Source organism: Streptomyces sp. S4.7, from assembly GCF_010384365.1.
In the GTDB taxonomy this organism is placed as follows: Bacteria; Actinomycetota; Actinomycetes; order Streptomycetales; family Streptomycetaceae; genus Streptomyces.
In genome coordinates this window covers 3,963,575-3,985,922 of record NZ_CP048397.1, presented here as the reverse complement: position 1 = coordinate 3,985,922, position 22,348 = coordinate 3,963,575, and the positions used below count along the sequence as shown (strand labels likewise).

At 72.6% G+C, this 22,348-nt stretch carries 19 protein-coding genes and 1 pseudogene; 7 read left to right on the top strand and 13 right to left on the bottom strand.

Features of this window, described 5'->3' with window-relative positions; translation table 11 throughout:
• Window positions 1–239 precede the first annotated feature (239 nt).
• On the bottom strand, window positions 240–1,559 hold the full coding sequence (locus SSPS47_RS17730; protein ID WP_164251947.1) for a molybdopterin-dependent oxidoreductase: 1,320 nt from the start codon (window positions 1,557–1,559) through the stop codon (window positions 240–242).
• Between the two features lie 113 nt (window positions 1,560–1,672).
• On the opposite strand from SSPS47_RS17730, the gene SSPS47_RS17725 reads away from it, so the two are divergent.
• Window positions 1,673–3,136: a hypothetical protein gene (locus SSPS47_RS17725; protein ID WP_239064948.1), complete on the top strand. Its 1,464-nt coding sequence runs from the start codon at window positions 1,673–1,675 to the stop codon at window positions 3,134–3,136.
• 27 nt (window positions 3,137–3,163) lie between these two features.
• On the opposite strand, the gene SSPS47_RS17720 is transcribed toward SSPS47_RS17725, so the two are convergent.
• On the bottom strand, window positions 3,164–3,862 hold the full coding sequence (locus SSPS47_RS17720) for a GPP34 family phosphoprotein (protein ID WP_164251946.1): 699 nt from the start codon (window positions 3,860–3,862) through the stop codon (window positions 3,164–3,166).
• 179 nt (window positions 3,863–4,041) lie between these two features.
• Window positions 4,042–4,182, bottom strand: a pseudogene (locus SSPS47_RS35480) (GntR family transcriptional regulator); the annotation flags it as partial.
• Window positions 4,183–4,457: 275 nt separating this feature from the next.
• Here SSPS47_RS35480 and SSPS47_RS17710 point away from each other — a divergent pair.
• The gene (locus SSPS47_RS17710; RefSeq protein WP_164251945.1) at window positions 4,458–5,429 is read left to right on the top strand and encodes an iron-siderophore ABC transporter substrate-binding protein; all 972 of its coding nucleotides are present in this window, start codon (window positions 4,458–4,460) and stop codon (window positions 5,427–5,429) included.
• 227 nt (window positions 5,430–5,656) lie between these two features.
• On the opposite strand, the gene SSPS47_RS17705 is transcribed toward SSPS47_RS17710, so the two are convergent.
• The 8 genes from SSPS47_RS17705 to SSPS47_RS17670 form a co-directional block, all read right to left on the bottom strand.
• Entirely contained in the window at window positions 5,657–7,069 is a 1,413-nt protein-coding gene (locus SSPS47_RS17705; protein ID WP_164251944.1) for a glutamine synthetase family protein, read from the bottom strand.
• Entirely contained in the window at window positions 7,066–8,880 is a 1,815-nt protein-coding gene (locus tag SSPS47_RS17700; protein WP_164251943.1) for an IucA/IucC family protein, read from the bottom strand. Before SSPS47_RS17700 ends, SSPS47_RS17705 begins: the two co-directional genes overlap by 4 nt.
• Window positions 8,877–10,346 carry a SidA/IucD/PvdA family monooxygenase gene (locus SSPS47_RS17695; RefSeq protein WP_203557868.1) on the bottom strand — a complete coding sequence of 490 codons (1,470 nt, stop codon included), beginning with the start codon at window positions 10,344–10,346 and terminating at the stop codon, window positions 8,877–8,879. Before SSPS47_RS17695 ends, SSPS47_RS17700 begins: the two co-directional genes overlap by 4 nt.
• Window positions 10,343–12,184: an IucA/IucC family protein gene (locus SSPS47_RS17690; protein WP_164251942.1), complete on the bottom strand. Its 1,842-nt coding sequence runs from the start codon at window positions 12,182–12,184 to the stop codon at window positions 10,343–10,345. Before SSPS47_RS17690 ends, SSPS47_RS17695 begins: the two co-directional genes overlap by 4 nt.
• Entirely contained in the window at window positions 12,181–13,767 is a 1,587-nt protein-coding gene (locus SSPS47_RS17685; RefSeq protein WP_239064947.1) for a pyridoxal-dependent decarboxylase, read from the bottom strand. The genes SSPS47_RS17690 and SSPS47_RS17685 overlap by 4 nt, the downstream gene beginning before the upstream one ends.
• Window positions 13,764–14,753, bottom strand: coding sequence for an aminotransferase class III-fold pyridoxal phosphate-dependent enzyme (locus SSPS47_RS17680; RefSeq protein ID WP_164251941.1), 990 nt, complete (start codon window positions 14,751–14,753; stop codon window positions 13,764–13,766). Before SSPS47_RS17680 ends, SSPS47_RS17685 begins: the two co-directional genes overlap by 4 nt.
• A gap of 35 nt (window positions 14,754–14,788) precedes the next feature.
• Window positions 14,789–16,033 (bottom strand): alanine racemase, encoded by a 1,245-nt coding sequence (locus tag SSPS47_RS17675; protein WP_203557867.1) that lies wholly within the window; start codon window positions 16,031–16,033, stop codon window positions 14,789–14,791.
• 370 nt (window positions 16,034–16,403) lie between these two features.
• Entirely contained in the window at window positions 16,404–16,793 is a 390-nt protein-coding gene (locus SSPS47_RS17670) for a MerR family transcriptional regulator (protein ID WP_164251940.1), read from the bottom strand.
• 81 nt (window positions 16,794–16,874) lie between these two features.
• On the opposite strand from SSPS47_RS17670, the gene SSPS47_RS17665 reads away from it, so the two are divergent.
• Both SSPS47_RS17665 and SSPS47_RS17660 read left to right on the top strand, forming a co-directional pair.
• Complete coding sequence (locus tag SSPS47_RS17665; protein WP_164251939.1) at window positions 16,875–17,747, top strand: NAD(P)-binding domain-containing protein; 873 nt, start codon at window positions 16,875–16,877, stop codon at window positions 17,745–17,747.
• 45 nt (window positions 17,748–17,792) lie between these two features.
• On the top strand, window positions 17,793–18,239 hold the full coding sequence (locus SSPS47_RS17660) for a PPOX class F420-dependent oxidoreductase (RefSeq protein ID WP_164251938.1): 447 nt from the start codon (window positions 17,793–17,795) through the stop codon (window positions 18,237–18,239).
• A 109-nt stretch (window positions 18,240–18,348) separates the two neighbouring features.
• On the opposite strand, the gene SSPS47_RS17655 is transcribed toward SSPS47_RS17660, so the two are convergent.
• Together SSPS47_RS17655 and SSPS47_RS17650 are read right to left on the bottom strand one after the other, a co-directional pair.
• A complete protein-coding gene (locus SSPS47_RS17655; protein ID WP_164251937.1) occupies window positions 18,349–19,035 on the bottom strand; it encodes an SDR family NAD(P)-dependent oxidoreductase in 687 nt (228 codons plus the stop codon).
• A gap of 358 nt (window positions 19,036–19,393) precedes the next feature.
• The gene (locus SSPS47_RS17650) at window positions 19,394–19,861 is read right to left on the bottom strand and encodes a hypothetical protein (RefSeq protein WP_164251936.1); all 468 of its coding nucleotides are present in this window, start codon (window positions 19,859–19,861) and stop codon (window positions 19,394–19,396) included.
• A gap of 150 nt (window positions 19,862–20,011) precedes the next feature.
• Between SSPS47_RS17650 and SSPS47_RS17645 the strand changes: the two genes are divergently transcribed.
• From SSPS47_RS17645 to SSPS47_RS17635, 3 genes are all read left to right on the top strand, one after another.
• A complete protein-coding gene (locus tag SSPS47_RS17645; protein ID WP_343234890.1) occupies window positions 20,012–20,971 on the top strand; it encodes a helix-turn-helix transcriptional regulator in 960 nt (319 codons plus the stop codon).
• Entirely contained in the window at window positions 20,968–21,768 is an 801-nt protein-coding gene (locus tag SSPS47_RS17640) for an SAM-dependent methyltransferase (protein ID WP_164251934.1), read from the top strand. Before SSPS47_RS17645 ends, SSPS47_RS17640 begins: the two co-directional genes overlap by 4 nt.
• 146 nt (window positions 21,769–21,914) lie before the next feature.
• Entirely contained in the window at window positions 21,915–22,343 is a 429-nt protein-coding gene (locus SSPS47_RS17635; protein WP_164251933.1) for a protein-tyrosine phosphatase family protein, read from the top strand.
• The last annotated feature ends 5 nt before the right edge of the window (window positions 22,344–22,348 follow it).

Here is a 22,348-nt window from a genome sequence, read left to right as displayed (position 1 = left end):
GGCCGCCGTGTAGAGCGGCACCAGGACGAGGTCGTGCACGAGCGCGGCGCCGACGAACCAGACCACGATCAGGAACGTCTCGCCCACCAGCAGGCGCACTCCCACATATCCCACGAAGGCGAGGGTGGCGAGCAGCAGCACGATCTGGAGGGGACTGCCCAGCAGCGAGCGGTATTGGAGGGAGCGGTCCTTGAGGACGCGGCGCTCGATGGCGCGCCCCGTACGGTTCCGGCGATTCATCACAGCGCTCCGAACGTCAGCCTGGTGACCCACTTCGTGTTCAGCACCCCGGGCGCGGCCGGGACGATGATCCGCGCCGGGAAGCCGTGGTCGAGCGACAGGTCCGCGCCGTTGACCCGGAGCGCCAGCAGCGAACGCCCGTCGCGCACCTGGTTGTCGCGCAGCGCGCCCGAACGGAAACTCCCGCGGGCCTGGAGGGACTCCACGAACACACCGGGCGCGTCGGCCGGATACCCGGCCAGTGCGGCGAGGTCCCGCAGGCGTACGCCGCGCCACGACTGGTTCGACGTCGACCAGCCCTCCACACAGGCGATCGGCAGCTCGGAGGTGTGCTGGTCCATCGCGAGGAGCTGCGCGCGCGAGAGCCGTACGTCCCCGGCCGGGCCGCTGACGACCAGCCGCCACCGGTCCCCGGCGGTGTCGGCCGCCCTGACCCCGACCGCCGCCGCCGTCTTGTTGATCTGGAAGCCGTTCGGGCCGCCTCCCGGGTCCTGCCAGCCGTGCGGGGCGAGCAGCGCGGTACGGCGCAGCGGACCGTCGAAACTCCGGCCCGCCGTCGTGAGCAGCATGAACAGCGATCCCGTGCCGACGACGGCGAATGCGCCGCGCCGTGAGAGGGTCGGCGGCGCGGGCGCCGGGGACGCCAGGTCGTCCTCCGTCCCCGCGGCGCGGTGCGCCCCGGCCCCCGTACCGCCGCCGGTTCTCCCGGAGCGGAGCTCCCCGCTCCGGATGGCCCGCAGCGCCTTGGGCATCTTCAGCGCGGCGTGCGCGACGAACGCCCCGAAGAACACCCACGCCCCGTAGAAGTGCAGCCGGTAGAAGGACCCGGGGAACAGGTAGTCCAACTGGATGTTGAGCACGCCTGTGACGAACTCGAACAGCGCGCCGCCCACCAGCAGCACCAGCGAGATCCGCTCCAGCGCGTGCGCGAGCGACGTGACCGGCGGCAGCGTGAACAGCCTCGGGATCACCGACCAGAGCTTCGCCAGCAGCACCGGGATCAGCGCGATGCCCACCGTGACGTGCAGCCCCTGGATGAGGCGGTAGAGCCAGTACGGGTGGGTCGGCCAGTCGAAGAGGTAGAAGCCGAGCCATCCGCGGTCCGGGGTCTTGTCGTTGACGGACGCGAGATCCGGGTTGTACGCCGCGTACGACAGCAGACCCGTCACGAACAGCAGGGTGAGTCCGGCCAGCAGTACGAGTCCGAGCACCGCCGTGAACCGGACACCGCGCACCGGACTGCGCCAGAAGGTGGGGTCGGTCGGCAGCGGTGGCAGTGCGCCGACGGGGCGCTTCGACAGCCGTGGGGGGTGGTCCATACCGCGACCGTAAACCCGCGCACCCGCCCGGGAGGCGGTACGACTTCTGACGAAATGGTGACGTGGCGCCGCCGTACCGCCGGAACGCGCCACCCGCTGCATAACGTGCCGGGGTGAAGACAGATGAACGAGGACACCCACTCGGCGACACGGGCACGGACACACCCACCGGCGCGCACCCGGACGCGGACGCGGCCGAAGACGCGGACGTCCACGGACACGAACGCACCGGCCGCCCGCACCGCCGGGATCTCGTCGCCGCCGGCGTCGGCCTCGCGCTCGTCACCACGGCCGCGCTCGTCGGCGGGGCGATCCAGCGCGCCGAGGGCAGCCTCCAGGTCAACTGGCCGCCGCTGCTGGGCACCTGGGACCCCCGCGTCGGCCCCGGCACCCCCGCCGCGCTCGCCGTCGCCGTCCTGATCGTCGCGTACGGCCCCGGTCTCGCCGCCCGGCTGCCGTGGCGCGCGCTCCTCCTCACCACCTGGTCCGCCGCGCTGGCCTGGACGTTCTCGCTGGCGCTCGTCGACGGGTGGCACTGGGGCGTGGCGCGCCGGCTCACCACCAAGAACGAGTACCTCACCGTCATCGACCGCTTCTCCGACATCGGCGCGACGCTGCGCGGCTTCAGCGACCACATCGTGATCGGCCCGCCCGGCAACTGGCCCGCCCATGTCGCCGGTCATCCGCCGGGCGCCACCCTCACCTTCGTCTGGCTCGACCGGATCGGCCTCGGCGGCGGCTCGTGGGCCGGGGTCTGGTGCATCGTGGTGGGCGGCTCGGCCGTGGCCGCCGTACTCGTCACGCTCCGCGCGCTGACCGACGAGCGCACCGCGCGCCGCGCGGCGCCCTTCCTGGCGCTGGCCCCGGCCGCCGTCTGGGTGGGCACGTCGGCCGACGGCTACTTCGCGGGCGTCGCCGCCTGGTCGCTCGCCCTGCTCGCGCTCGCCGCGACGCGTACGGCGCGCTTCCCGGCCGCCGCCGCGCTGGGCGCCGGGCTGCTGTACGGATGGACGTGCTATCTCTCGTACGGCCTGACGCTCATGGCGCTCCCCGGCCTGGGGATCCTCGTCCTGGCCCGCACCGCGCGTCCGCTGCCCCTGGTGCTGGCGGGCGCCCTGGTCGTGCCGGTGGCGTTCACGCTCGCGGGGTTCAACTGGTGGGAGGCGTACCACGAGTTGGTCGTGCGCTACTACCAGGGCGCGGGCGGGGTGCGCCCGTACTGGTACTGGATCTGGGGGAACCTCGCCGCCACCACCCTGGCCGTCGGCCTCGCGACGGCGGCCGGTCTGGGCCGCGTCTTCGTGCTCGCGCCCCGCGCCGTACGGAGGGTCCGACCCGCCCGAGCGGCCTCAACTCCCACGCTTCGCCTGGCCGTTCTCGTCCTGGCGGCGGCGCTCGCGATCGTCGCCGCGGATGTGTCCGGGATGAGCAAGGCGGAGACGGAACGCATCTGGCTGCCGTTCATGCTGTGGCTGATCCCCGCCACCGCCCTGCTTCCGGGCCGCCGGCGATGGTGGCTGGCCGGGCAGGCGGCCGTCGCCCTGCTGGTCAACCACCTCGTCTTCACCGGCTGGTGAGAGGGCTGGTGAGGCCGCCTCGGCCGGTCACAGGACGGTCGTCGTGACGACCGTCAGCAGGACGATCGCCGTCAGCGCGTCCTCGGCCGCCTTGACCGCCTGGCGCACCGCCGGCCCCGCCCACTGGCCGTGCGCGACCTTCTCCATGTTCACCTTGGCGGTCGCCAACTGCGGCTTCTCGTAAAGCAGTCCGTGCAACTTCGCCCCGTGCAGCAGGGCCACCAGACTCGCCGTGCGCTCGTCCGGAGCCGCCCCGCGCATCACGACCTCGTCGAGCCGCTGCCGCAGCGCCGACTCCACCGAGCCGTCGGCCTCCGGGTAGCGGCGCACGGGGAAGAGTCCGAGCACCTTCTTCTTCTCCTCGCGGATCAGCCCCTTTGCCACGAGGTTCCCGGTCGTCCCGGCCACCGCGCCCTTCTTCAGGTGCTCGATCCACTCCTTCGTCTTGCGCGGCTTGCGCTTGTCCTCGCCGGAGATGTCGGCCAGCGCCACGTCCAGGGTGGGGTCGTCCAGGGGCGCCGCGTCGCGGACGGTGACCTGGTCCTCGTTCACCTCGACACGGCCCGCCAGCACCAGTTCGACCAGTGACGCCGCCGCGATGGCGTAGGAGACGTTCATCGACTCCTTCTCGGCCCCGGACTCGTCGTCCAGCGAGAGGAGGAGCAGCTGCTCGCCCAGCGTGGTCTCGACCGGTGTGTTCGTCGGCGTATTCGTGGCGAAGTCCATGACGCTCGTCTCTCCTCGAACTGTGGGGGTATTCAGCCGTCTTGCCTCTGGGGACGCGTGCGGAGCGGGATTGGCTCCCAAGCCGCGAATCGGAGTGGTTTTTCATCCGTGGATCGGACCGGTACACCGTGCCGACCGGCGCCCAGCGTGACCCGAGGAACACGGACACGCACACGCACCCAGCGGGAGCAGCCGAGATCGGCGGCGAGCGCCCGGCTGGGCGGCAGAGCGCTGCCGGGAGCGATACGGCCGTCCACGACGGCCGCCCGGAGGGCCCGAACGAGCCGCAGGTGCAGGGGGCCCGCGGCCCGTTCGCCCAGGTCGAGTTGGGTGCCCCAGGCGGGGCCGGTCGGTCCGTGCGCCGTCGCGGCTCGTGGTCCGGATCGTCGGGCCGGCCGGTCGTCCGGGGGGTCGGATACCCGTCGATGGTACGTGCGAGCCCGCCCTACTCCTTCGGAGCGGGCTCCGGCGCCGGCGGCGGGCCCTGTGACTGGACCGTGATGTACGGAACTTGTTGGGCCGGTCCCGCTATAGTTAGGTTTGCCTTAGTTACGTCCGGGCCGACTCCGGGCGGTCGTCAGGAGGCTTGCCCACCGTGTCCACACACCTCACCCGCCGTATCGGCGTGGCCGCCGCGGCCACCGCGCTCGCCGTCTCACTCTCCGCGTGCGGTGGCGACGGCGACGAGTCCTCGGACAAGGCCGCGCCGGGAGGGACGCACACCGTCACGACCGCCATGGGCGAGGTGAAGGTACCGCGGGACCCCAAGCGTGTGGTCGTCCTCGACACGGACGCGCTCGACTCCGCGATCACGCTCGGGATCACTCCGGTCGGTGCCACGACGGCCGTCGCGGACACGCCGTTCTCCACCTATCTGCCGCAGGAGAAGCTGGGGGACATCAAGTCGGTCGGGCTGATCGCCGAGCCGAACCTCGAAGCGATCGCCGCCCTGAAGCCCGACCTGATCCTGAGCAGCAAGGTCCGCGACGAGAAGAACTACAAGCCGCTGTCGGAGATCGCCCCGACGGTCTTCTCCGACACCACGGGCCCCAACTGGCGTGAGAACTTCGAGCTGCACGCCGACGCCCTCGGCAAGACGGCGGAGGCCAGGACGATCGCCGACGCCTACGACACCCGGGTCAAGGAGCTGACCACGACGTTCGGCGGCCCGGAGGCGGCGAAGAAGACCACGTTCGGCTTCGTCCGCTTCGTGGAGGGCGCCGACACGCGTCTCTACCTCAACGACACGTTCGTCGGCTCGATCTACGGCGACCTCGGCGTCGGCCGCCCGGCCAACCAGGACAAGACCGGCTTCTCGCTCGACGTCAGCCCGGAGAAGATGGACGAGGCGAACGCGGACGTCGTCTTCTACTCCACCTACGGTGACGCGAAGAAGGCCAACGAGACCGACATCATCGGCGGCCCGCTCTGGAAGAACCTGGACGCGGTGAAGTCCGGGAAGGTGTTCAAGGTCGACGACAACGTGTGGATGCTGGGCATCGGTTACACCGGCGCGGGCAAGGTGCTGGACGAGATCGAGAAGAACTACGGCGCCGCCGCCGGCTAGGGCCTGTCGTTTGGATCAGGCCGGATCAGGGAGCGGGGTCTGGTGCGTGCGACCGCAAGGCTGAGGAGGGAGACAACGCGGAGCGTTGGCGACCGACGACAACGCGGCGGGCGTGCGTGCCGGGGACCGCGAGCCCGGCAAGATCCGAACGACAGGCCCTAGGTCTCCTGTCGCCCGAGCTGTTGACGGGCCGGGCCGGCTTCGCCGCCGGCCCGGCCTTCCGGCGGCTACAGCCGCTCGAAGCCGCGCATCCGCTCCCAGTCCGTCACCGACGTCTCGAACGCGGCCAGTTCGGTACGGGCCGCCTGCGCGTAGTGCGCGACGACCGGCTCACCGAAGACCTTCGCGGCGATCCCGCTGCTCTCCCAGCGGTGCAGCGCCTCCGTGAGCGTGCCGGGCAGCCGGGGCACCGACGGATCGGCGAGCGCGTTCTCCCGGTGCGGGGGCGGGAGTTCGAGCCGGTGCTCGATCCCGTACAGACCGGCGGCGACCGCCGCGGCGACCGCCAGATACGGGTTGGCGTCCCCGCCCGGCACCCGGTGCTCGATGCGCATCGAGGACCCGGTCCCCACCACCCGTATCGGGCACGTCCTGTTGTCCCGGCCCCAGGTGATGCCGGTCGGCGCGAAGGCTCCGGGCTGTAGTCGCTTGTAGGAGTTGATGTTCGGCGCCATCAGCAGGGCGAAGTCCGGCAGACAGGCGAGCTGACCGGCGACGAAGTGCCGCATCAGGGCGGACATGCCGTCGTCGGCGGACGCGTCGGCGAGGACGGCTGTGCCGTCCTCGCCGCGCAGCGACAGATGGATGTGGCACGAATTGCCCTCGCCCTCGTCGAACTTGGGCATGAACGTGAGCGCCACGCCCTCCTGGGCGGCGATCTGCTTGGCACCGTTCTTGAAGAAGACATGGTTGTCGCAGGTCGTCATCGCCTCCGCGTAGCGGAAGACGATCTCGTACTGCCCCGCGTGGCACTCGCCGCGCGCCGTCTCCATCGCGAGCCCGGCCCGGCCCATCTCTCGGCGGATCCGGCGCACGACGGGCTCGATGCCGGACAGGCCCTGGAGCGAGTAGTCGACGTTGTACGCGGTCCCGGACGTCAGGCCCTGGTAGCGGGTCTCGCGGGCGGCACGGTAGGTGTCGAGGAAGACGAGGAATTCGAGTTCCGTACCGGCGAGCGCGGTCAGCCCGCGCTCGGCGAGTCGGTCGAGCTGTGTGCGCAGGACGTGGCGGGGGGCGACGGCGACCGGTGAGCCCCCGGCGCCCGGCCAGTGCGCGTCGGCGATGACGAGCGCCGTGCCCTCGTCCCAGGGCAGGTGGGTGCGCAGGGTGGCGGGGTCGGGGCGGAGGAGGAAGTCGCCGAAGCCGGTCCGCCAGGCGTCGATGGCGTAGCCGGGGCGGGTGTCCATCTCCACGTCGGAGGCGAGGAGATAGACGCACGCGCCAAAGCCGTCGCTGTCACCGTCACCGTCCCCGCCGCTCTCGCCCGCGCCGTCGATCTCGTCGAGGAAGTACGGGACGGAGAGCCGGCTGCCCTGGAGCCGCCCCTGGATGTCGGGGACGGCGACGATCACCTCCTCGACCCGCCCCGCGGCGGCGTCGGCGCGCAGCCGCTCGTACGGTGAAGGGCGTTCCCCGGTCATATCCGCTCCCCTGTTCGTGCCGGTGCGGCTGCCAGCGGGTTCGGCACGGTGCCGTGCACGACGTCGAAGCCCTCGTCGCGCTCCGAGCGGTCGTGGAAGCCGCCGCCCAGGAGCTGTTCACGGTTCAGCGCGACGCGGTCGAAGGACGGGGCGAGGAGCCCGTACGAGTCGAAGCGGTCGGCCAGCTCCGGGAACCGGGCGTGGTAGCGCTCGATCTCGGCGCGGACGAGTGCCCAGAACTCGTCCTCGGGCACGCCGAGTTGGGCGGAGCACAGCGGGGCGAAGAACCGGAAGTGCCCGGCGAAGACCGCGCTGAGCAGCGAGTGCGCCAGCTCGTGGGCCGGCCAGCGCAGCAGGACGCGGTCGGCGCGCTCGGAGAGCGTGGCGTACTCCGGCCGGGCGCCGGGCAGCAGGTTCACGTCCTCGGCGAAGTCCTTGACCGCGGTACCGACCGGGATCTCGTCGCGGTCGAAGAGGACGACGGTGTTCTCGCCGTGCGGGCAGAAGGCGACGCCGTAGCGGTAGAGGTAGTGCAGCAGCCCCGGCAGCAGCGCCCCGAAGAATCGTTCCAGCCAGGCCGTGGGTCCGAGCCCGGAGCGCTCGACCAGCTCGGCGGTGAGCGCGCGCCCGTCGGAGCCGGTCTTGAGCAACGCGGCCATGGTGCGGGCGCGTTCCCCCGCGTCCGTGTCGAGCAGCGCGGCCACTGGCTCGCGCCAGACGGCGCCCAGGAGTTCGTGGTAGCGGTACGGGGCGTCCTTGACCGACTCGTAGAGCGGATGCCCCACGGCGACGGCCGCGACCTCGCCGAGCGGATGGATGCGCAGCTCCTGGCTCAGATACGGGTCGGCGTCCCGTACGGAGTGCAGCCAGGCGCTCACGTCGGGCGCGGCCTCGGTCGGCTCGGTCGAAAGCCCCCGCCAGACAAGGGTGTTGCGGATGAGGAGGGGAACCTTGACGTTGCGGCGGTGCGGGTGGTCGATGTTGGCGAGGGTGCGGATCGACTGGAGGGGACGGTAGCGGTCGTCGCTCTGCCCGAGCGCCACGATGCGGCCCTCGGCGAGATAGGGCGCGAAGAGGGTGGCGACGGCCTCGTCCCAGTGGAAGGGGTGCACCGGCAGCCAGCTGAACTCCTCGCCGCTCAGGCCGTTCCGGGCGCACTCCTCGGCGAGGACGGCCGCGAACCGCTCCCGCGTCGCCGGGTCCAGCTCCTCGGCGAGCAGCCGCTCCGCGTCGAGCCCGGGGACGCCGGAGTACGTGGCGAGGTCGCTGTGCACGGCGGCCCACAACAGCCGTACGGCGGGGGCGGATTCGGGCGCGTAGGCGGCGGCGTCGGAGGCGGCGAAACCGAGACGGCCCTTGTTGAGGAGCATGCAGGGATGCCCGTCCTGGTACGCCTCCAGCTCCAGATGGTCCAGATCGGCCAGCTCGGCGGCGGGCAGCGCCCTGGTGATCGCCTCGGCGTCGGCCCGCCGGGTGGCGGTCAGCTCACGCAGGACCTCGGCGGTGGTGACACCGTCCCAGCCGAGGACACCGCGCGCGTCGAGCAGCAGGCGCTCGGGGCCGGCCTCCCGGCCGTCGCCGACGTCCGGGTGGCGGAGCAGACTGCCGGGCTCGACACGCCAGGTCCCGAAGGTGCCGCGAGCGGCGCGCAGCGTCCAGTGCACGTCGTCGCCGAGGTCGAGCCGGTACTGGCCGGCGGTCCCGGCGTCGGGTAGGGGGACGAGCAGTTCCTCGTACGCGAACTCCTCGACGGCCTTGATCAGCAGCCGTCGGCCGGCCTGCTCCCAGGCGTCCCGGTCGAGTTGGTTCATCGGACGTTCTCCTCGTGGACGGCGGAATGGGCGGAGGCGGGCGCGGGGAGGTGGGGGTGGGCGCGGTCCGTGCCGGAGCCGGGGCGCGGCACCCCGAACGTCGTCCACGCCGCCCGCTCCGGGACCCGCAGCACCGTCCGCCCGGCCACGGCGTTCAGGATCGTCGCCGCGCGCCAGGCGCCGAGGGTCAGGTCGGGCGCGCCGACGCCGTGCGTGTGCATCTCCGCGTTCTGGACGTACAGCGTGCCCGACACTCCGGGGTCGAGCGCGACGCGGTACTCGCCGTCGATCCGGTACCTGCCCTGTGCGTCCCAGTCCACGAGCGTGCCGAGACCCCGCTCGCCGCCTTCGCCGCCCTCGCCCTCCTCGCCGTCGAGGAAGGCGGGCCGGGTGGCCGCGTACCCGGTGGCCGAGACGATCGCGGACGTCCGGATCTCGAAGAGCGCGTCCTGCTGCGCGTGACGGCACGTCAACACGTAGTCGCCGCCCGCCACTTCGGTCGCGACGATCTCGACTCCGGGATGCAGCGCGGCCCTCGGGTCCGTCCCGCCGATCGTCCGCTCGTACATCTCGTCGTGCAGCTCGCCCAGCGTCTCGTCGCTGACGCCCTTGTAGAGCTGCCACTGTTCCCGTACGAGCTGCTCCCGCCGGTCCTCCGGGAGGGCGCGGAAGTAGCGGATGTAGTCCGGTGTGAAGTGTTCGAGCCCGATCTTGGAGTACTCCATCGGCGCGAACGCGTTCGTGCGGGCGAGCCAGCGGACGTACGGGCCGCCCGCCCCCGCCCCGTCCTGGTGCCGCAGCAGGTCCAGCGCGACCTCGGCGCCCGACTGGCCGGCGCCGACGACGGTCACGTCGTCGCAGGCGGCGAGCCGTGCGCGGTGCGTCCGGTAGTCGGCGCTGTGCAGGACACGGCCCGTGTGCGCGCTGTCCGCGAGCAGCGGGCGCAGCGGCTCCGGCACGACCGGGTTCGTCCCCACCCCGAGGACGACCTGCCGGGCGAGGACGCGGGTGAGGGCGCCGTCCGCCGTGCGGTGGGCGACGACGAACAGCTCCCGCCGCTCGTCCCACCCCAACCGGTCCACGTGGGCGTCGAACTGACAGGACGCCAGCCCCTCCGTGACCCAGCGGCAGTAGGCGTCGTACTCGCGGCGCGGTATGTGGAAGCGCTCCGAGAAGAAGAAGGGGAACATCCGGTCGTGGTGGCGCAGATAATTGAGGTAGGACCAGGGGCTCGTCGGATCGACCATCGTCACGAGGTCCGCCAGGAAGGGGACTTGGAGGGTGGTGCCCTCCATCAGCAGACCGGGGTGCCAGGAGAACGCGGGCTTCGCGTCGAGGAACAGCGTGCGCAGCTCCGGGGCACCGTCCGCCAGGGCGGCGAGGGAGAGGTTGAACGGACCGATGCCGACGCCGACCAGGTCGTACACAGGGGTACTCGATTCGGACTCGGGCTCGGACTCGGTCACCGCTGGGCCTCCGCGAGGGGGTTGGTCAGGTCGACGTAGACGGACTGGGACTCGACGTCCCCGACGAGCTCGTCGAGCCCGTCCACGCAGGTCAGGTAGTTGCCCTTGCAGCGCAGCACGGGCGCGTCCAGCAGCAGGTCGAGCAGTGCCTTCGCGCCGGGCTCCGCGGCCCGCAGCCGCTCCAGCCGGGCACGCAGCACGCGCAGCAGGTCGCCCTCGTCGGCCAGCCCGAGGGCGCCGAACGCGCCGACGAGGCCGAGGAGGTTGTTGATGCCGAGGTAGTACGCGACGCGCTCGTCCACGAACGCGTCGTCGAAGACAAGGTCGAGCCCGTCGGCCGCGCCCGGCAACAGCCGCTCCGTGTCGGCCGCGTGGGACGCGGCGACGTAGTAACCCTGGCTGTCGCGGTACCAGCCGGCGCGCGGCAGTCCGTCCGCGCCGAGCGCGACCAGTGTGTTCTGGTGGTGCGGCTCCAGCGCGATGCCGTACCAGGCGCGGAGACGGATGAGCGGAACGGCGAGCACGTCCAGGTACGCGGCCAGCCAGCGCGCGGACGCCTCCGCGGTGGAGACACCGTGGGCGCGGGCGGTACGGGCGACGGCCTCGGAGAGCAGCGCGCGGTGCGCGGGCGGCGAGCCGTCGCCGGGCCCGGTCCGCTCGGCCACCAGCCCGGCGACGCAGAGCCCGTCGCCTGCGCCGCCCCGGAACGGGTTGTCGCGTACGGCGGTCTCCAGCCCCGTCTCGGCGTCGCCGTCCACACCGGCCGACACCCACCCGGAGTCGCGCAGGATCCCGAACTCCGGATGCTCGGCCCGCAGCCGTCCGGCGGGCCCGGCGGCCAGCAGCCGGGCCGCGCGGACACCGAGCCGCATCTCGCCGCGCAGGTTGTTGCGGCGGGAGTTGGTGATCCGCATACCGAGGGAGAGCTTCAGCATGACGCCGGCGTCGGGCCGGTGCACGGTCCGCACGGACGAGGTCGGGTACCAGTGGGGCCCGGCGGGCCCCAGCGGCCGCAGCAGCCCCGCGTCCACGAGCGGGCGGACGGCGGGCCTCGCGAGCACGTCCCGCGCCTGCCACGGATGCGCGGGCACCACGGTCATCCCGTCGGGTACGGACAGCCCGAGCCCGTCGGTGAGGGGGCGCAGCAACTCGGCGGGGGTGCGCCCGTCCGCGCTCTCGCCCACGAGGACGTCCGGGTGCACGGCAAACCAGTGCAGCGGGAAGGATCCTCTCAACTCCGGTGAGTACGCGTCGAGTTCGCTGTCGGATGCGCCCTCGCGGCTCTTGGGCGCGGGGTGGAAGGGGTGCCCGAGCAGCAACGCCTGCTCGGCGTCGAGAAACGGCGTCACCCCTCGCGTCCCCGGTGTCTCGCCCCGCCGCCGCACCAGGTGCGCCCCGGTCCGCACGGCGGAGTTGACGATCCGCCCGACGGCATCGGCGCCGAGGTACGGCGGCGCGCCGCGCCCGAGGGTGGACTCGCGTACGAGCGCGGCGGCGACGAGCCCCACGTCGGCGGGCAGGCTGCCGCCCTTGCCGGAGGTGACGACACGTACGCTCCCGAACCGGTGCCACCCGGTGACGGACCGGTACAGCACCCGCACGCGCAGGGTCAGCGCACTGCACGGCAGGGCCAGATACAGCAGGCTGCCGCTGCCGGGCACGTCGGTCCCGGTCTCCCGGACGTAGGCACGGAGCAGGGTCTCGACGGCGACGGAGTCGGCGGCGCGGAGGGGATCGGGTAGATCGAGCGGATCGACCCCGGCGGACCGATCAAGCCCCTCCGGCGATTGAGGAGCGGGGTCCGGGGCAGCGCACCGCCAACCACCCGCCCCGCTCACAACCCCTCCTCCGCCACACCCGCGGCCACCACCGCGTCCAGCAGCCGCTCCACCTCCGCCACCGTCGCATGCGGGTTCAGCAGTGTCAGCTTCAGCCGTACGCGCCCCGGCCCCTCCCCCGGCAGCTCCGTGCGGCCCACGACCGCGCCGCCCTCGCGGAGCAACCGCCGGCGCAGCGAAGCGTTCAGGTGGTCGGTGCGGGCCCCGTCCGCCGCGCCCTCCGCCGGCACGTACCGGAACAGGAACGCCGTCAGCACCGGATCTCCGCCACCCGGCCCGCCCCCGCCGTGCAGCTCCAGCCGCGGATGCGCGGCCGCCGCCCGCGCCCCCGCCACCGCCAGCTCGTGGCACGCGTCGACCAGCCGCCCCAGCCCCTCCCGGCCCAGCGTCCGCAGCGTCACCGCGATCTTGAAGGCGTCCGCGCGGCGCGTCGTCCGCAGTGAGAGACCCAGCAGGCTCGGATAGCCCGCCTCCTCGTCGTCCGCCGGGTTCAGATAGACCGCGCGGCGCGCGAGCGAGGCGTACGTCTGCGACTTCCGCACCAGGAAGACCCCGGCGGCGGCGGGCTGCCAGCCCAGCTTGTGCCAGTCCAGGGAGACGGAGTCGGCCAGTTCGATACCGTCAAGCAGTGGCGCCAGCCGGTCGGACAGCAGCGCGCCGCCCCCGTACGCGGCGTCCACGTGCAGCCATGCCCCGTACTCCGCCGCCAGCTCCGCGCACTCCCGCAGCGGGTCGATCGCGCCCGTGTCGGTCGTACCGGCGGTCGCGACGATCGCGACGGGCAGCTGCCCGCGTTCGACGCACTGCTCCAGCTTCGCCGCCAACGCGCCCGATTTCATGCTGAGTTGGGAGTCGACGGCGACCGGGATGACCGAGTCCTCGCCGAGCCCGAGCAGGGCCGCCGCCCGCTGCACCGAGAAGTGCGCGGCGGCGGACGCCAGGATCCTCGGCCGTGCCCCGGCCACCGCCCCCGGGCCGACCCCGGCGCCCGTCCTCGACACCCCCGTCAGCTCGATCTGCCGGCCCGTCGCCGCGCCGAGCACCCGGTCCCTGGCGAGCATCAGGCCCATCAGGTTGGACTCGGTGCCCCCCGAGGTGAGCACGCCCGCCGCCTCGGCGGGGTCGTACCCGAGCATGGCCGCCAGCTCCTGAAGGAGCAGTGTTTCCAGGGCAGTTGCCGCAGGGGCCTGGTCCCAGGAGTCCTGGGAGGGGTTCAGTGCGGACACCGCCAGGTCGGCGGCGACGGCGACGGCCAGCGGCGGGCAGTGCAGATGCGCCGCGCACGCGGGGTCGGCCGGGTCCGCGCTGCCGTACGACAGCAGTTCGGTGAGCTCGCCGAGCGCCCTGGGACCGCCCGCGGTGCGGAACACCTCGGCGACGGCCGCCTCGATCCCGGCCGGCGCACCGGCCGCGACCGGCCCGCCGCGCCGTGCCGCGCCCGCCGCGAGCGCACCCAGCACGTCACGTACCAGCGGCTCCAGCGCGGCGGCTCCGCCCACCCCGCCCGACAACTCGGTCCCGGTCTCCGGCCGGAGTGCTCGCAGTACGTCCTCGACGGCGGCGCCCAGCGCCTCCGTGGTCACGCCGCCCGCCCGGAAACACCCACGGCCCCGGCACCGTCCACGGACTCCGGTGCCTTCGACGGCTTCGGTTTCCCCGGCGCCTTCGCCACCTCGGCGATCGCCTCCGTCAGCCGCTCCGGCACCGACTCGGCCTCCTCGTCCGTGATCACCAGCGGCGGCAGCAGCCGCACCGCCGACCCGAACCGCCCGCCCAGTTCCAGGATCAGCCCCCGCTTCAGGCAGCCTTCCTGAACCCGCGCCGCCAGTCCGGGCGCCACCGGCCGGGCCCCGCAGGAGTCCGACGGCCCCTCGGGGTCGATGATCTCGACGCCGATCATCAGCCCGCGCCCCCGTACGTCGCCGATCAGCGGCAGTTCGGACCGCAGCCCGTCGAGCCGCGCCGACATCCGCGCGCCGACCGTCGCCGACCGCTCCGCCAGCCCTTCGCGCGTGACGTACCGGAGCGTCGCCGCGCCCGTCGCCATCGCCAGCGTGTTGCCCCGGAACGTGCCGGTGAACGCGAGCACTCCGCGCCGCCCGGTCGCCGTCTGGGTCAGCTTCAGCGCGGCCTCGACGGCGTCCGTCCCGGCGGGCCCGCAGAAGTGGACGCGGGCGCGGTCGGCGAACGCCTTCGGCAGCGTCTCGAACAGCGCGTCGGTGAAGTCGTCCTTCTCCGGTGTCGCGAGGTCGAGCACATGCAGTGGCGCCCCGCTGTCGAGCGTGCGCCGGAGGGCTTCGCGCACGACGGGGTGGTTGTGGCCGAGCGCGAGCGTTCCGGCGCCGGAGAGGCAGTCGAGACAGCGGCGGCCGTCGACGCCCTCGATCGTCATCCCGTGGGCGCGGGCCGGGACGATCGGGAAGCTGCGGGCGTACGTGCGCGCGGACGACTCCCTGGCGCGCTGCCGCTCCAGGATGGAGTGGGCGTCACCGGGGGCGCCGGCGTCGCCGGTGTCCGGGTCACCGGCGGGATACCCGGAGGCGGACAGCGTGGCAGCGGGAACGGTCATGGATCGGCTCCGGAGTATGAGGTGGAGGAGACGGCTCAGAGCAGCTGGCGCCCGGCGACCGGGTGGCCGAGGAAGGCGTGCATGGCGAACTCCCAGCCGTAGGAGCCCGCGTTGGGGAAGACGACGAGATCACCGGCGCGCACCCGCTCGACGTACACGTCGCGCAGCAGGGTGTCCTCGGGCGTGCACAGCTCGCCCACGACGGTGACACGCGTGTGTTCGGCGGCGGGCCTCGGACACCCCTCACCCGCCTCCCACGCGTCGACGGGCAGCACGGCGACGTTGTGCACGATGTCCCAGGAGGTGGGCAGTTGGAAGTGGTTGATTCCGCCACGCAGTACGGCGAACCACTCGCCGAACGAGGCTTTGACGTCGGTCACCTCGGCGGCGTACCAGCCGCAGTCCGCCACCAGGAACCGGCCGGGCTCCAGCACGACCTTCACCCCTACGGGTGGCTCGACGAGCGCCGTGAGTTCACCGAAGCGGGCCATGTCGAAGGGCGCCTCGCCCTCGAACGCCACGCCTATGCCGCCGCCGATGTCGATGTGCCGCAGCTCGATGCCGGTGGCGGCGGCCGTGCGGACGCTCCACTCGACGCACCAACGCAGGTACGCCGCATGGGTGTCCGCGTCGAGGTTGTTGGACGCGGCGTGGATGTGGAAGCCGACGATGTCGAGGCCGGGGAGCTTGCCCGCGGCGGCCAGGACGTCCGGCACGTCGGGCTCGGCGACCCCGAACTGCGAGGGCGCGCCGCCCATGTGGAGCGAGCCGCTGATCGGGATGCCGGCCGGATTGACGCGCAGCGCGACGCGCGCGGTGACGCCTTCGGCGACGGCGATACGGCTGATCCGGTGGAGTTCGAGCAGGCTCTCGGCGTTGATCGCCTCGACGCGGGCGCGGACGAGCGCGGTGAGGACGGGTACGGACTTGGCGGGCCCGGCGGCGACGACGGCCGGCGTGTCCGCGAACCCGGCCGCTGTCAGGGCGAGTTCCAGTTCGCTGACGGAGGCGACCTCGAAGCCGTCGACGTGCGGGGCGAGGGCGTGGACGATGCCGGGGAACGAGTTGGCTTTGACCGCGTAGTAGACGGCCGCCCAGTCGGGCAGCGCGGCGCGCAGCTCCCGGGCGCGCGCGGCGGCGACCTCTCCGTCGTACACGTACGCCGACACGGGTTCGGCGCCCCGCGCCATCTCCAGCAGTCGGCTGCGGACGGGGGCCGGCAGGACGTCCACGGGGTGGGCGACGAGCGGCGCGGCGGATGGCGGGAACTGGACGGACACGTCGGTTTCAACCTCGGCTGGGGGGTGGGGAATCGAACCGGCCCGGGTGGGTCCCGTGCGGCGCCGGCCGTGGCCGGTGGGCCTGCGGCCCCGACCGGGTGGGTCCGGGGGCCGTGCCGGGCGCTGACATGGGCCCCTTCGGATGAGAACAGAGCGGTCGGCGGCGGCGGCACACGCCGGGGGGCCGGCCGAAGACTTAGGCGAGCCTAACCTAAAGCCTTGCCGGGTAGATGCCAAAATGGCCCATGCGCGGGGGGCGATTTCCGGACACGGAGCGGGTGTTCCCCCGCTTCCGCGACTGGCTCGATCGCACGCGTCCCCGCACACATCCCCGCGGCCGACGCCAACACCCGTGCCGACGCCGGCGCGCTCAGGCCTCGCATGCCCCGGACCGGGCGTACGGCGACGCCCGCCGCTCGGTCGCGTCGATGAACTCCTGAAGCGTCCGGCGCGAGCGGAGAAGCGTGTCGATGTGATCGTCCAGTCCCCGCTGGCGCGCCCGGAGCATCTCCAGGACGTCGTCGCAGGGCAGGAGATCGGGTCCCGCGCCGGTGGCACAGGGCAGCAGGAAGGCGATCTCCTCGGTCGAGAGCCCCGCTTCGAGGAGCCTTCTGATCTGCGTCACGGTCACGACCGCGTCGCTGCCGTACTCGCGGTAGCCGTTGGCTCCGCGCTCCGGTTCGAGCAGGCCCTGGGCCTCGTAGTACCGCAACTGATGAGCGTGGACACTCGTCCGCCGGCTCAGCTCCCCGATCAGCACGGCGGCTCCCCCTTGACCTTCATATCGGTATGAACGTTGAAGATTCTGTCACGCGCACCAAGCCATATCGAGGAGCGAAGAATGAATGCTGCTGCACCCGTGACCGTGCTGGGCCTGGGTCTGATGGGCCAGGCGCTGGCCGAGGCCCTTCTGCGCGAGGGGCACGCCACGACCGTGTGGAACCGTACGGCGGCCAAGGCCGAACCTCTCGTCGCCAAGGGCGCCGAGCTCGCGGACTCGGTCGCCGACGCCGTCGCGGCGAGCCAGCTCGTGATCATCTGCGTCCTGGACTACGACGCCGTGCACGGACTCCTCGACCCGGTGGCCGGCTCTCTCGACGGCCGGGTCCTGGTGAACCTGACGTCGGGCACGTCCGAGGGAGCCCGTGAGACGGCGCGGTGGGCGGCGGGGCACGGCGCCACGTATCTCGACGGCGCGATCCTGACCGACCCGGACGGCGTGGGCACGGCGGACGCCGTCGTCCTCTACAGCGGGCCGCGCGCGACCTTCGACGCCCACGAGCCGACCCTGCGGCTCTTCGGCGGGGCCGCGACCCACCTCGGCGACGACCACGGCCTGTCGTCGCTGTACGACGTGGCGGTGCTGGGCATGATGTGGGGCGTCCTGAACAGCTTCCTCCAGGGCGCCGCCGTACTCGGCGCGGCGGGCGTCGACGCCTCGGTGTTCGCACCGCTCGCGGCCAAGAGCGTCAAGATGATCGCGGACTGGGTCCCCGGCTACGCGGAGCAGATCGACAAGGGCGCGTACCCGGCCGTCGACGCCACCCTGAACACCCATCTGGCCTCGATGAACCACCTGGTCCACGAGAGTGAATTCCTCGGCGTCAGCGCCGAGTTCCCCAAGTTCGTCAGGGCCCTGGCGGAACGTTCCGTGGCGAACGGCCACGGCACCGAGGGGTATGCGTCGATGATCGAACTCTTCCGCGAGCCATAGAGGACGCGGGAACAGCCGACGTCCCGTCACGACTTGGAGCCGGACATGACCACATCATCCGCACCGTCCACGCCGTTCGACCCGCGCGCACTGCTCGCGCAGAGCCGCCTCGGCGTGCTCGCCACCATCAAGTCGGACGGCCGCCCGCAGCTCTCCCCCGTCATGCCCTTCTACGACGAGGAGGCGGGCATCCTCTACGTATCGATGACCGAGGGCCGCGCGAAGACGGCGAACCTGCGCCGGGACCCGCGGGCCGCCCTGGAGGTCACCAGCCCCGACGGCTGGTCCTGGGCGACGGCCGAGGGCCCGGTCACCCTCATCGGCCCGGGGACCGACCCCGACGGCCGGGAGGTCGAGGCACTCGTGGACTACTACCGCCGCGCCTCCGGTGAACACCCCGACTGGGCCGAGTACCGCGCGGTGATGGTGTCCGACCGCCGGGTGCTGATGGCGATGACGGTGGACCACGTGTACGGGGCGAAGATCGCCTGACGCGGCGGCCTCGCGCGCGGGGCTCGACTCGGGGAGCCCCGCCGCGGAGGTCCGTTCCCGGCGCGGTGCCGCGCCTCCGGGGCTGAGGGGCCCCCTGGAGACGCGGCGGTCAGTGGCCCCGGTAGGACGCTCCGTCCGTGCGGGCCGGGCCCAGGGAGGGGATCGCGCCCAGGACCTCGATCGGGATCACCGCGCCCGTGTCGGTGGCCTCCGGGCGGGTCAGGTGGACCGCCAGGTTCGCGATCTGCTGGGCGCGGTGGGCGCGGCCCTGGCGGGTGGCGCCCTCGGGGGAGCCGTATGTGATCACGTTGACGGTGATGTCCGAGCCGCGGCACTCGTGGACCAGGTGCCAGGCCAGGCTCATCAGGTCCGCGTGCGGGGCGCCGCCGGACAGGGCCGAGCCTCGGCCCAGACCCTTCGTGGAGGCGATCAGGACGATCCGTCCGTGGCCCGCCTCGCGCATACCGGGAAGCGTGCGGCCGATGATCGCGTTCGCGCGGGCCCGCGTTCCGGCCGCCGCCGAGTGGGCGGTCTCCTCGCCGTACCGGTCGTGGCGGTCGGCGTCCACGACGAGGACGTCCACGACTCCGTGCCCGGTCTCGAACTCCGATACGGCGGCGTCCAGTTGCAGTCCGTCACTCACGTCGCAGCGCACGTTGTACAGCTCGTCGGGCGGGGTCCCCCGCTCGTACAGGAACCCGACCCAGTCGTCCTGGCGGGCGTAGGCGGCGGCGACGCTCTCGGCGCTTCCGCTGGCTCCGCTGACGACCAGTACCGAACGGCTCACGTCTGCCACTTCCCCACCGTGCGTGACTCCACGGTCGCGTACCGGGACCGGATCCGCGCTCGTCGGCCGGTACCAGGCCGTCCACCTGCGGGCGCGCGGAGACCGCGGCAGACGGTGACCGGCGGCGAGATTCGCCGTGTGCGCGGGGGGCGCCGCGTGTGCCGGGGGCGGCGGTTGCCCGACGGATGATCTGCTCGCGTGACGTGCTCCGGTGTGCGCCGCGGTGGTCTCACGCCTGGGCTCCCACGTGGGGTCATCGGATGCGGCACCCCTCAGTGCGTCCACAGCAGCCTCTCCAAGACGGGTTGGTCAGGGGGGCCCGACCGACAGTGCTCGCCGGGCGGCGATCCGGCGGTCGACCGGCCTCTCACGGCCGCGCGCCGACGCAGGGCACCTCGGCCGTGAGGGTGGCCGAGGCCGCCCAACTGCCCTGCTGCGCGACGATGCTGACCCGGGTCCCGCATCGCTTCGTCAGAACGTCGGCCAGGCGGGAGTTGTCCTCGTCGAACTCGACGCGCCCCGCGGGCTCGGCCGGTCCGGTCGGCTCGGCGGGCCGGCCCTGCGCCGGCACCGTCGCCGGCGCGGCGGGCGAGTCCAGGATCGTCACGCTGACCCTTATGGCCACGGCGTCGCCCTGCGGCCCGGGGCGCTTCGTCACTCCGAGGTAGTAGCCGCTGACGCCCACGACACCGATGGCGTGCCGGGCCAGCTGGACAGCGATCTCCTCGCAGGCGGCGATCTTCGCCGACGGCCAGCCGAGACCGGCCAGCTCCTTGCGGACGATACGGCGCGCGACCTGGATCTGCTCCGGTACGGCCGGTAGTGAGACGTGCATGGCATCGGTTCTCCGTGACCCCCCGCCCTGTCACGCCTCTCGGCGTGTCCGGCGGGGTCGGTTCCCGAACCCTGCGCGGCGGTCTGGGGGGGGTACCGCGTAGGGAAACTCCAGACTTCAGCATATCCATCCGACCCCACACTCTGCAACGTGACAGAGTTCGATCGGCGGGTATCGTGGAGCGCGCCGAACGGAGAGGAAAAGACCCTCGCCACCCGCGGACGCGAGGAGGGTCCGGTGAGTCAGCCACGATCCGGCCCCACGGTCGCTTTGCGGTGTTTCGGGGCAGATCTGCGCCGTCGGCGCGAAGCGGCGGGCATGACGCTGCAGAGCGTCGCCGAAAAGATCAAGAAGGACCGGGTGACACCGGCGCGCTGGGAGAACGCGGAGACGGTGCCGAACCCCCGCATGGTCGGCGTCCTGCTGGACCTCTACGAGACGCCCGCCGACGAGCGGGCCGAGGTCCTGCGCGCGCTGGCGGAGGCGAAGAAACCCGGCTGGTGGCACCCCTGGCGCGAGGTCGCCGAGGTCGGTGTCATCGACCTGGAGTCCGCGGCGACCAGCATCCGCTCCTACGCGCCCGGCGTGCTGCCGGACCTGCTCCAGACCACGGAGTACGCGGAGGCCCTGATGAGCCTGCGCAATCCGTACGAGGACCCCGCCGTACGCCGTCTGCGGCTGGAGCTGCTGGAGGCCCGCAAGGAGCACACCATCGGCGACGGGAACGGCAGGGACCGGGCCGGCCTGTGGGTGCTGCTGGAGGAGGCCACACTGCGGCGCCGGGTGGGCGGTCCCGGAGTGATGGCCCGTCAACTGGACTACCTTGAAAGCCGTATCGCCGACGTACGTTCTTCGGTGGCCATCCAGGTCATTCCGCCGCGCGTACCGCACCCCCTGGCCATCAGCCTCTGCGGCCACCTGGAGATTCTCCGCTTCAAGGAGTTCGGGATGGGGGAGAGGCTGATCCAGATCGGCCTCCATCCGTCCATGACGCTCATCACCGACGACTCCGACGCAGTTGAGAACTACCGAATGGCGGTGGATGTGACCAGCGGGTTCGCACCGCCCCGTTTCACTCCCCTGCCCCTGACGAGTAAGGACTTCGGATGAGCGACTCCGTACGCCCCGGAACCAATGTGATGCCCACCGTCCCCAACTCCGCGCGGATCTGGAACTACGCGCAGGGCGGCCAGGACAACTACCAGGTCGACCGGGAGCTCGGCGATGTGATGATGGGCGACTTCCCGGAGATCAAGACGGCGGCCATGGAGTCGCGGGCCTTCCAGGAGCGGGTGGCGGACCACGTGGTACGGGAGTTCGGCATCCGCCAGCTCCTGGACCTGGGCACGGGCATCCCCACCGGCAGCGGCACCCACGGCATGGCACAGAAGGTGGCACCGGAGTCACGCGTCGTCTACGTCGACAACGACCCCGTCGTCCTGAACCACGCGAGCGCGCTGAGAAGTTCACCCGAGGGCAGGATCCACTACTTCCAGCAGGACTTCCGTGACGTGGAAGCCGTGCTGGAGGGTGTGTCGACGACCCTGAACCTGGACGAGCCGGTCGCCCTGCTGGTGCTCTCCACGCTCGGCCACTTTCCGCCCGCCGAGGCGGCCGACCTCGTCGCGAGCTACACGAGCCGCTTCGTCTCCGGCTCCTACCTCGCGGTGTGCGACACGATCGAGACGCCCGGCGTGCTCAGGATGCAGGAGCACTACGTACAGGCCGACCCCGAGGGCGCCTATCTCGCCCGTGCGCCCGAGCAGATCGCCGACTGCGCCCGCGGACTGGCCCTGCTCCCGCCGGGACTGCGCCCGCTTCCGGAACTGGTCCTGCCGGCCGGGACCACCGCTCCCGCCGGGGCCGAGGACTGCGTCCAGTGGGGATTCCTGGCGGTCAAGCCGTAGCCACGGGACGAGTACAGGTCCGAGTCGGGACACCCGTGCGCCCGGCACCGGTTCCGGCCCGCCTCCCGGCACCGGTGCCGACCGCTGCTGGGCGGCGTCGGCCGTTTCGCCGCACGGGCCCGGCTGGCCCGGCTAACCTCGGCTCCGTGACCACCACTTGGGAGCCCACGGCAGCGGGTGTGCTGCGACTGCCCTCCGGCCGGCTCGTACGCGGCCGGGGACTGCGGCGCCCCCTCCCGGCGGGCCCGGCGCCCGCCTTCGCGCTCCACCTCCTCGGCAAGGAGCCGCCCGCCGTCGACTGGACGGCCCGCTGGGTGCGCTGGCCGGACTTCCGGCTGCCGGCCGACCGGGCCGGGGCGGCGGAGGCGCTGCGCGAGGCACTGGAGCGGGCCGGTGACGAGCGCGTCGAGATCGCCTGCGGCGGCGGCCGAGGGCGTACGGGCACGGCCCTGGCCTGTCTCGCCGTCCTGGACGGCGTGCCGAACGCGCGGGCCGTCGCCTACGTCCGCGAGCACTACTCGCGCCACGCGGTCGAGACCCCGTGGCAGAAGCGCTACGTCTCGCGCTTCGCGTAACCGCC

Coding starts and splice junctions, on each gene's coding strand:
- SSPS47_RS17730 (WP_164251947.1), bottom strand. CDS start 1,559: ATGGACCACCCCCCACGGCTGTCGAAGCGCCCCGTCGGCGCACTGCCA.
- SSPS47_RS17720 (WP_164251946.1), bottom strand. CDS start 3,862: ATGGACTTCGCCACGAATACGCCGACGAACACACCGGTCGAGACCACG.
- SSPS47_RS17705 (WP_164251944.1), bottom strand. CDS start 7,069: ATGACCGGGGAACGCCCTTCACCGTACGAGCGGCTGCGCGCCGACGCC.
- SSPS47_RS17700 (WP_164251943.1), bottom strand. CDS start 8,880: ATGAACCAACTCGACCGGGACGCCTGGGAGCAGGCCGGCCGACGGCTG.
- SSPS47_RS17680 (WP_164251941.1), bottom strand. CDS start 14,753: ATGACCGTTCCCGCTGCCACGCTGTCCGCCTCCGGGTATCCCGCCGGT.
- SSPS47_RS17665 (WP_164251939.1), top strand. CDS start 16,875: ATGAATGCTGCTGCACCCGTGACCGTGCTGGGCCTGGGTCTGATGGGC.
- SSPS47_RS17660 (WP_164251938.1), top strand. CDS start 17,793: ATGACCACATCATCCGCACCGTCCACGCCGTTCGACCCGCGCGCACTG.
- SSPS47_RS17650 (WP_164251936.1), bottom strand. CDS start 19,861: ATGCACGTCTCACTACCGGCCGTACCGGAGCAGATCCAGGTCGCGCGC.
- SSPS47_RS17640 (WP_164251934.1), top strand. CDS start 20,968: ATGAGCGACTCCGTACGCCCCGGAACCAATGTGATGCCCACCGTCCCC.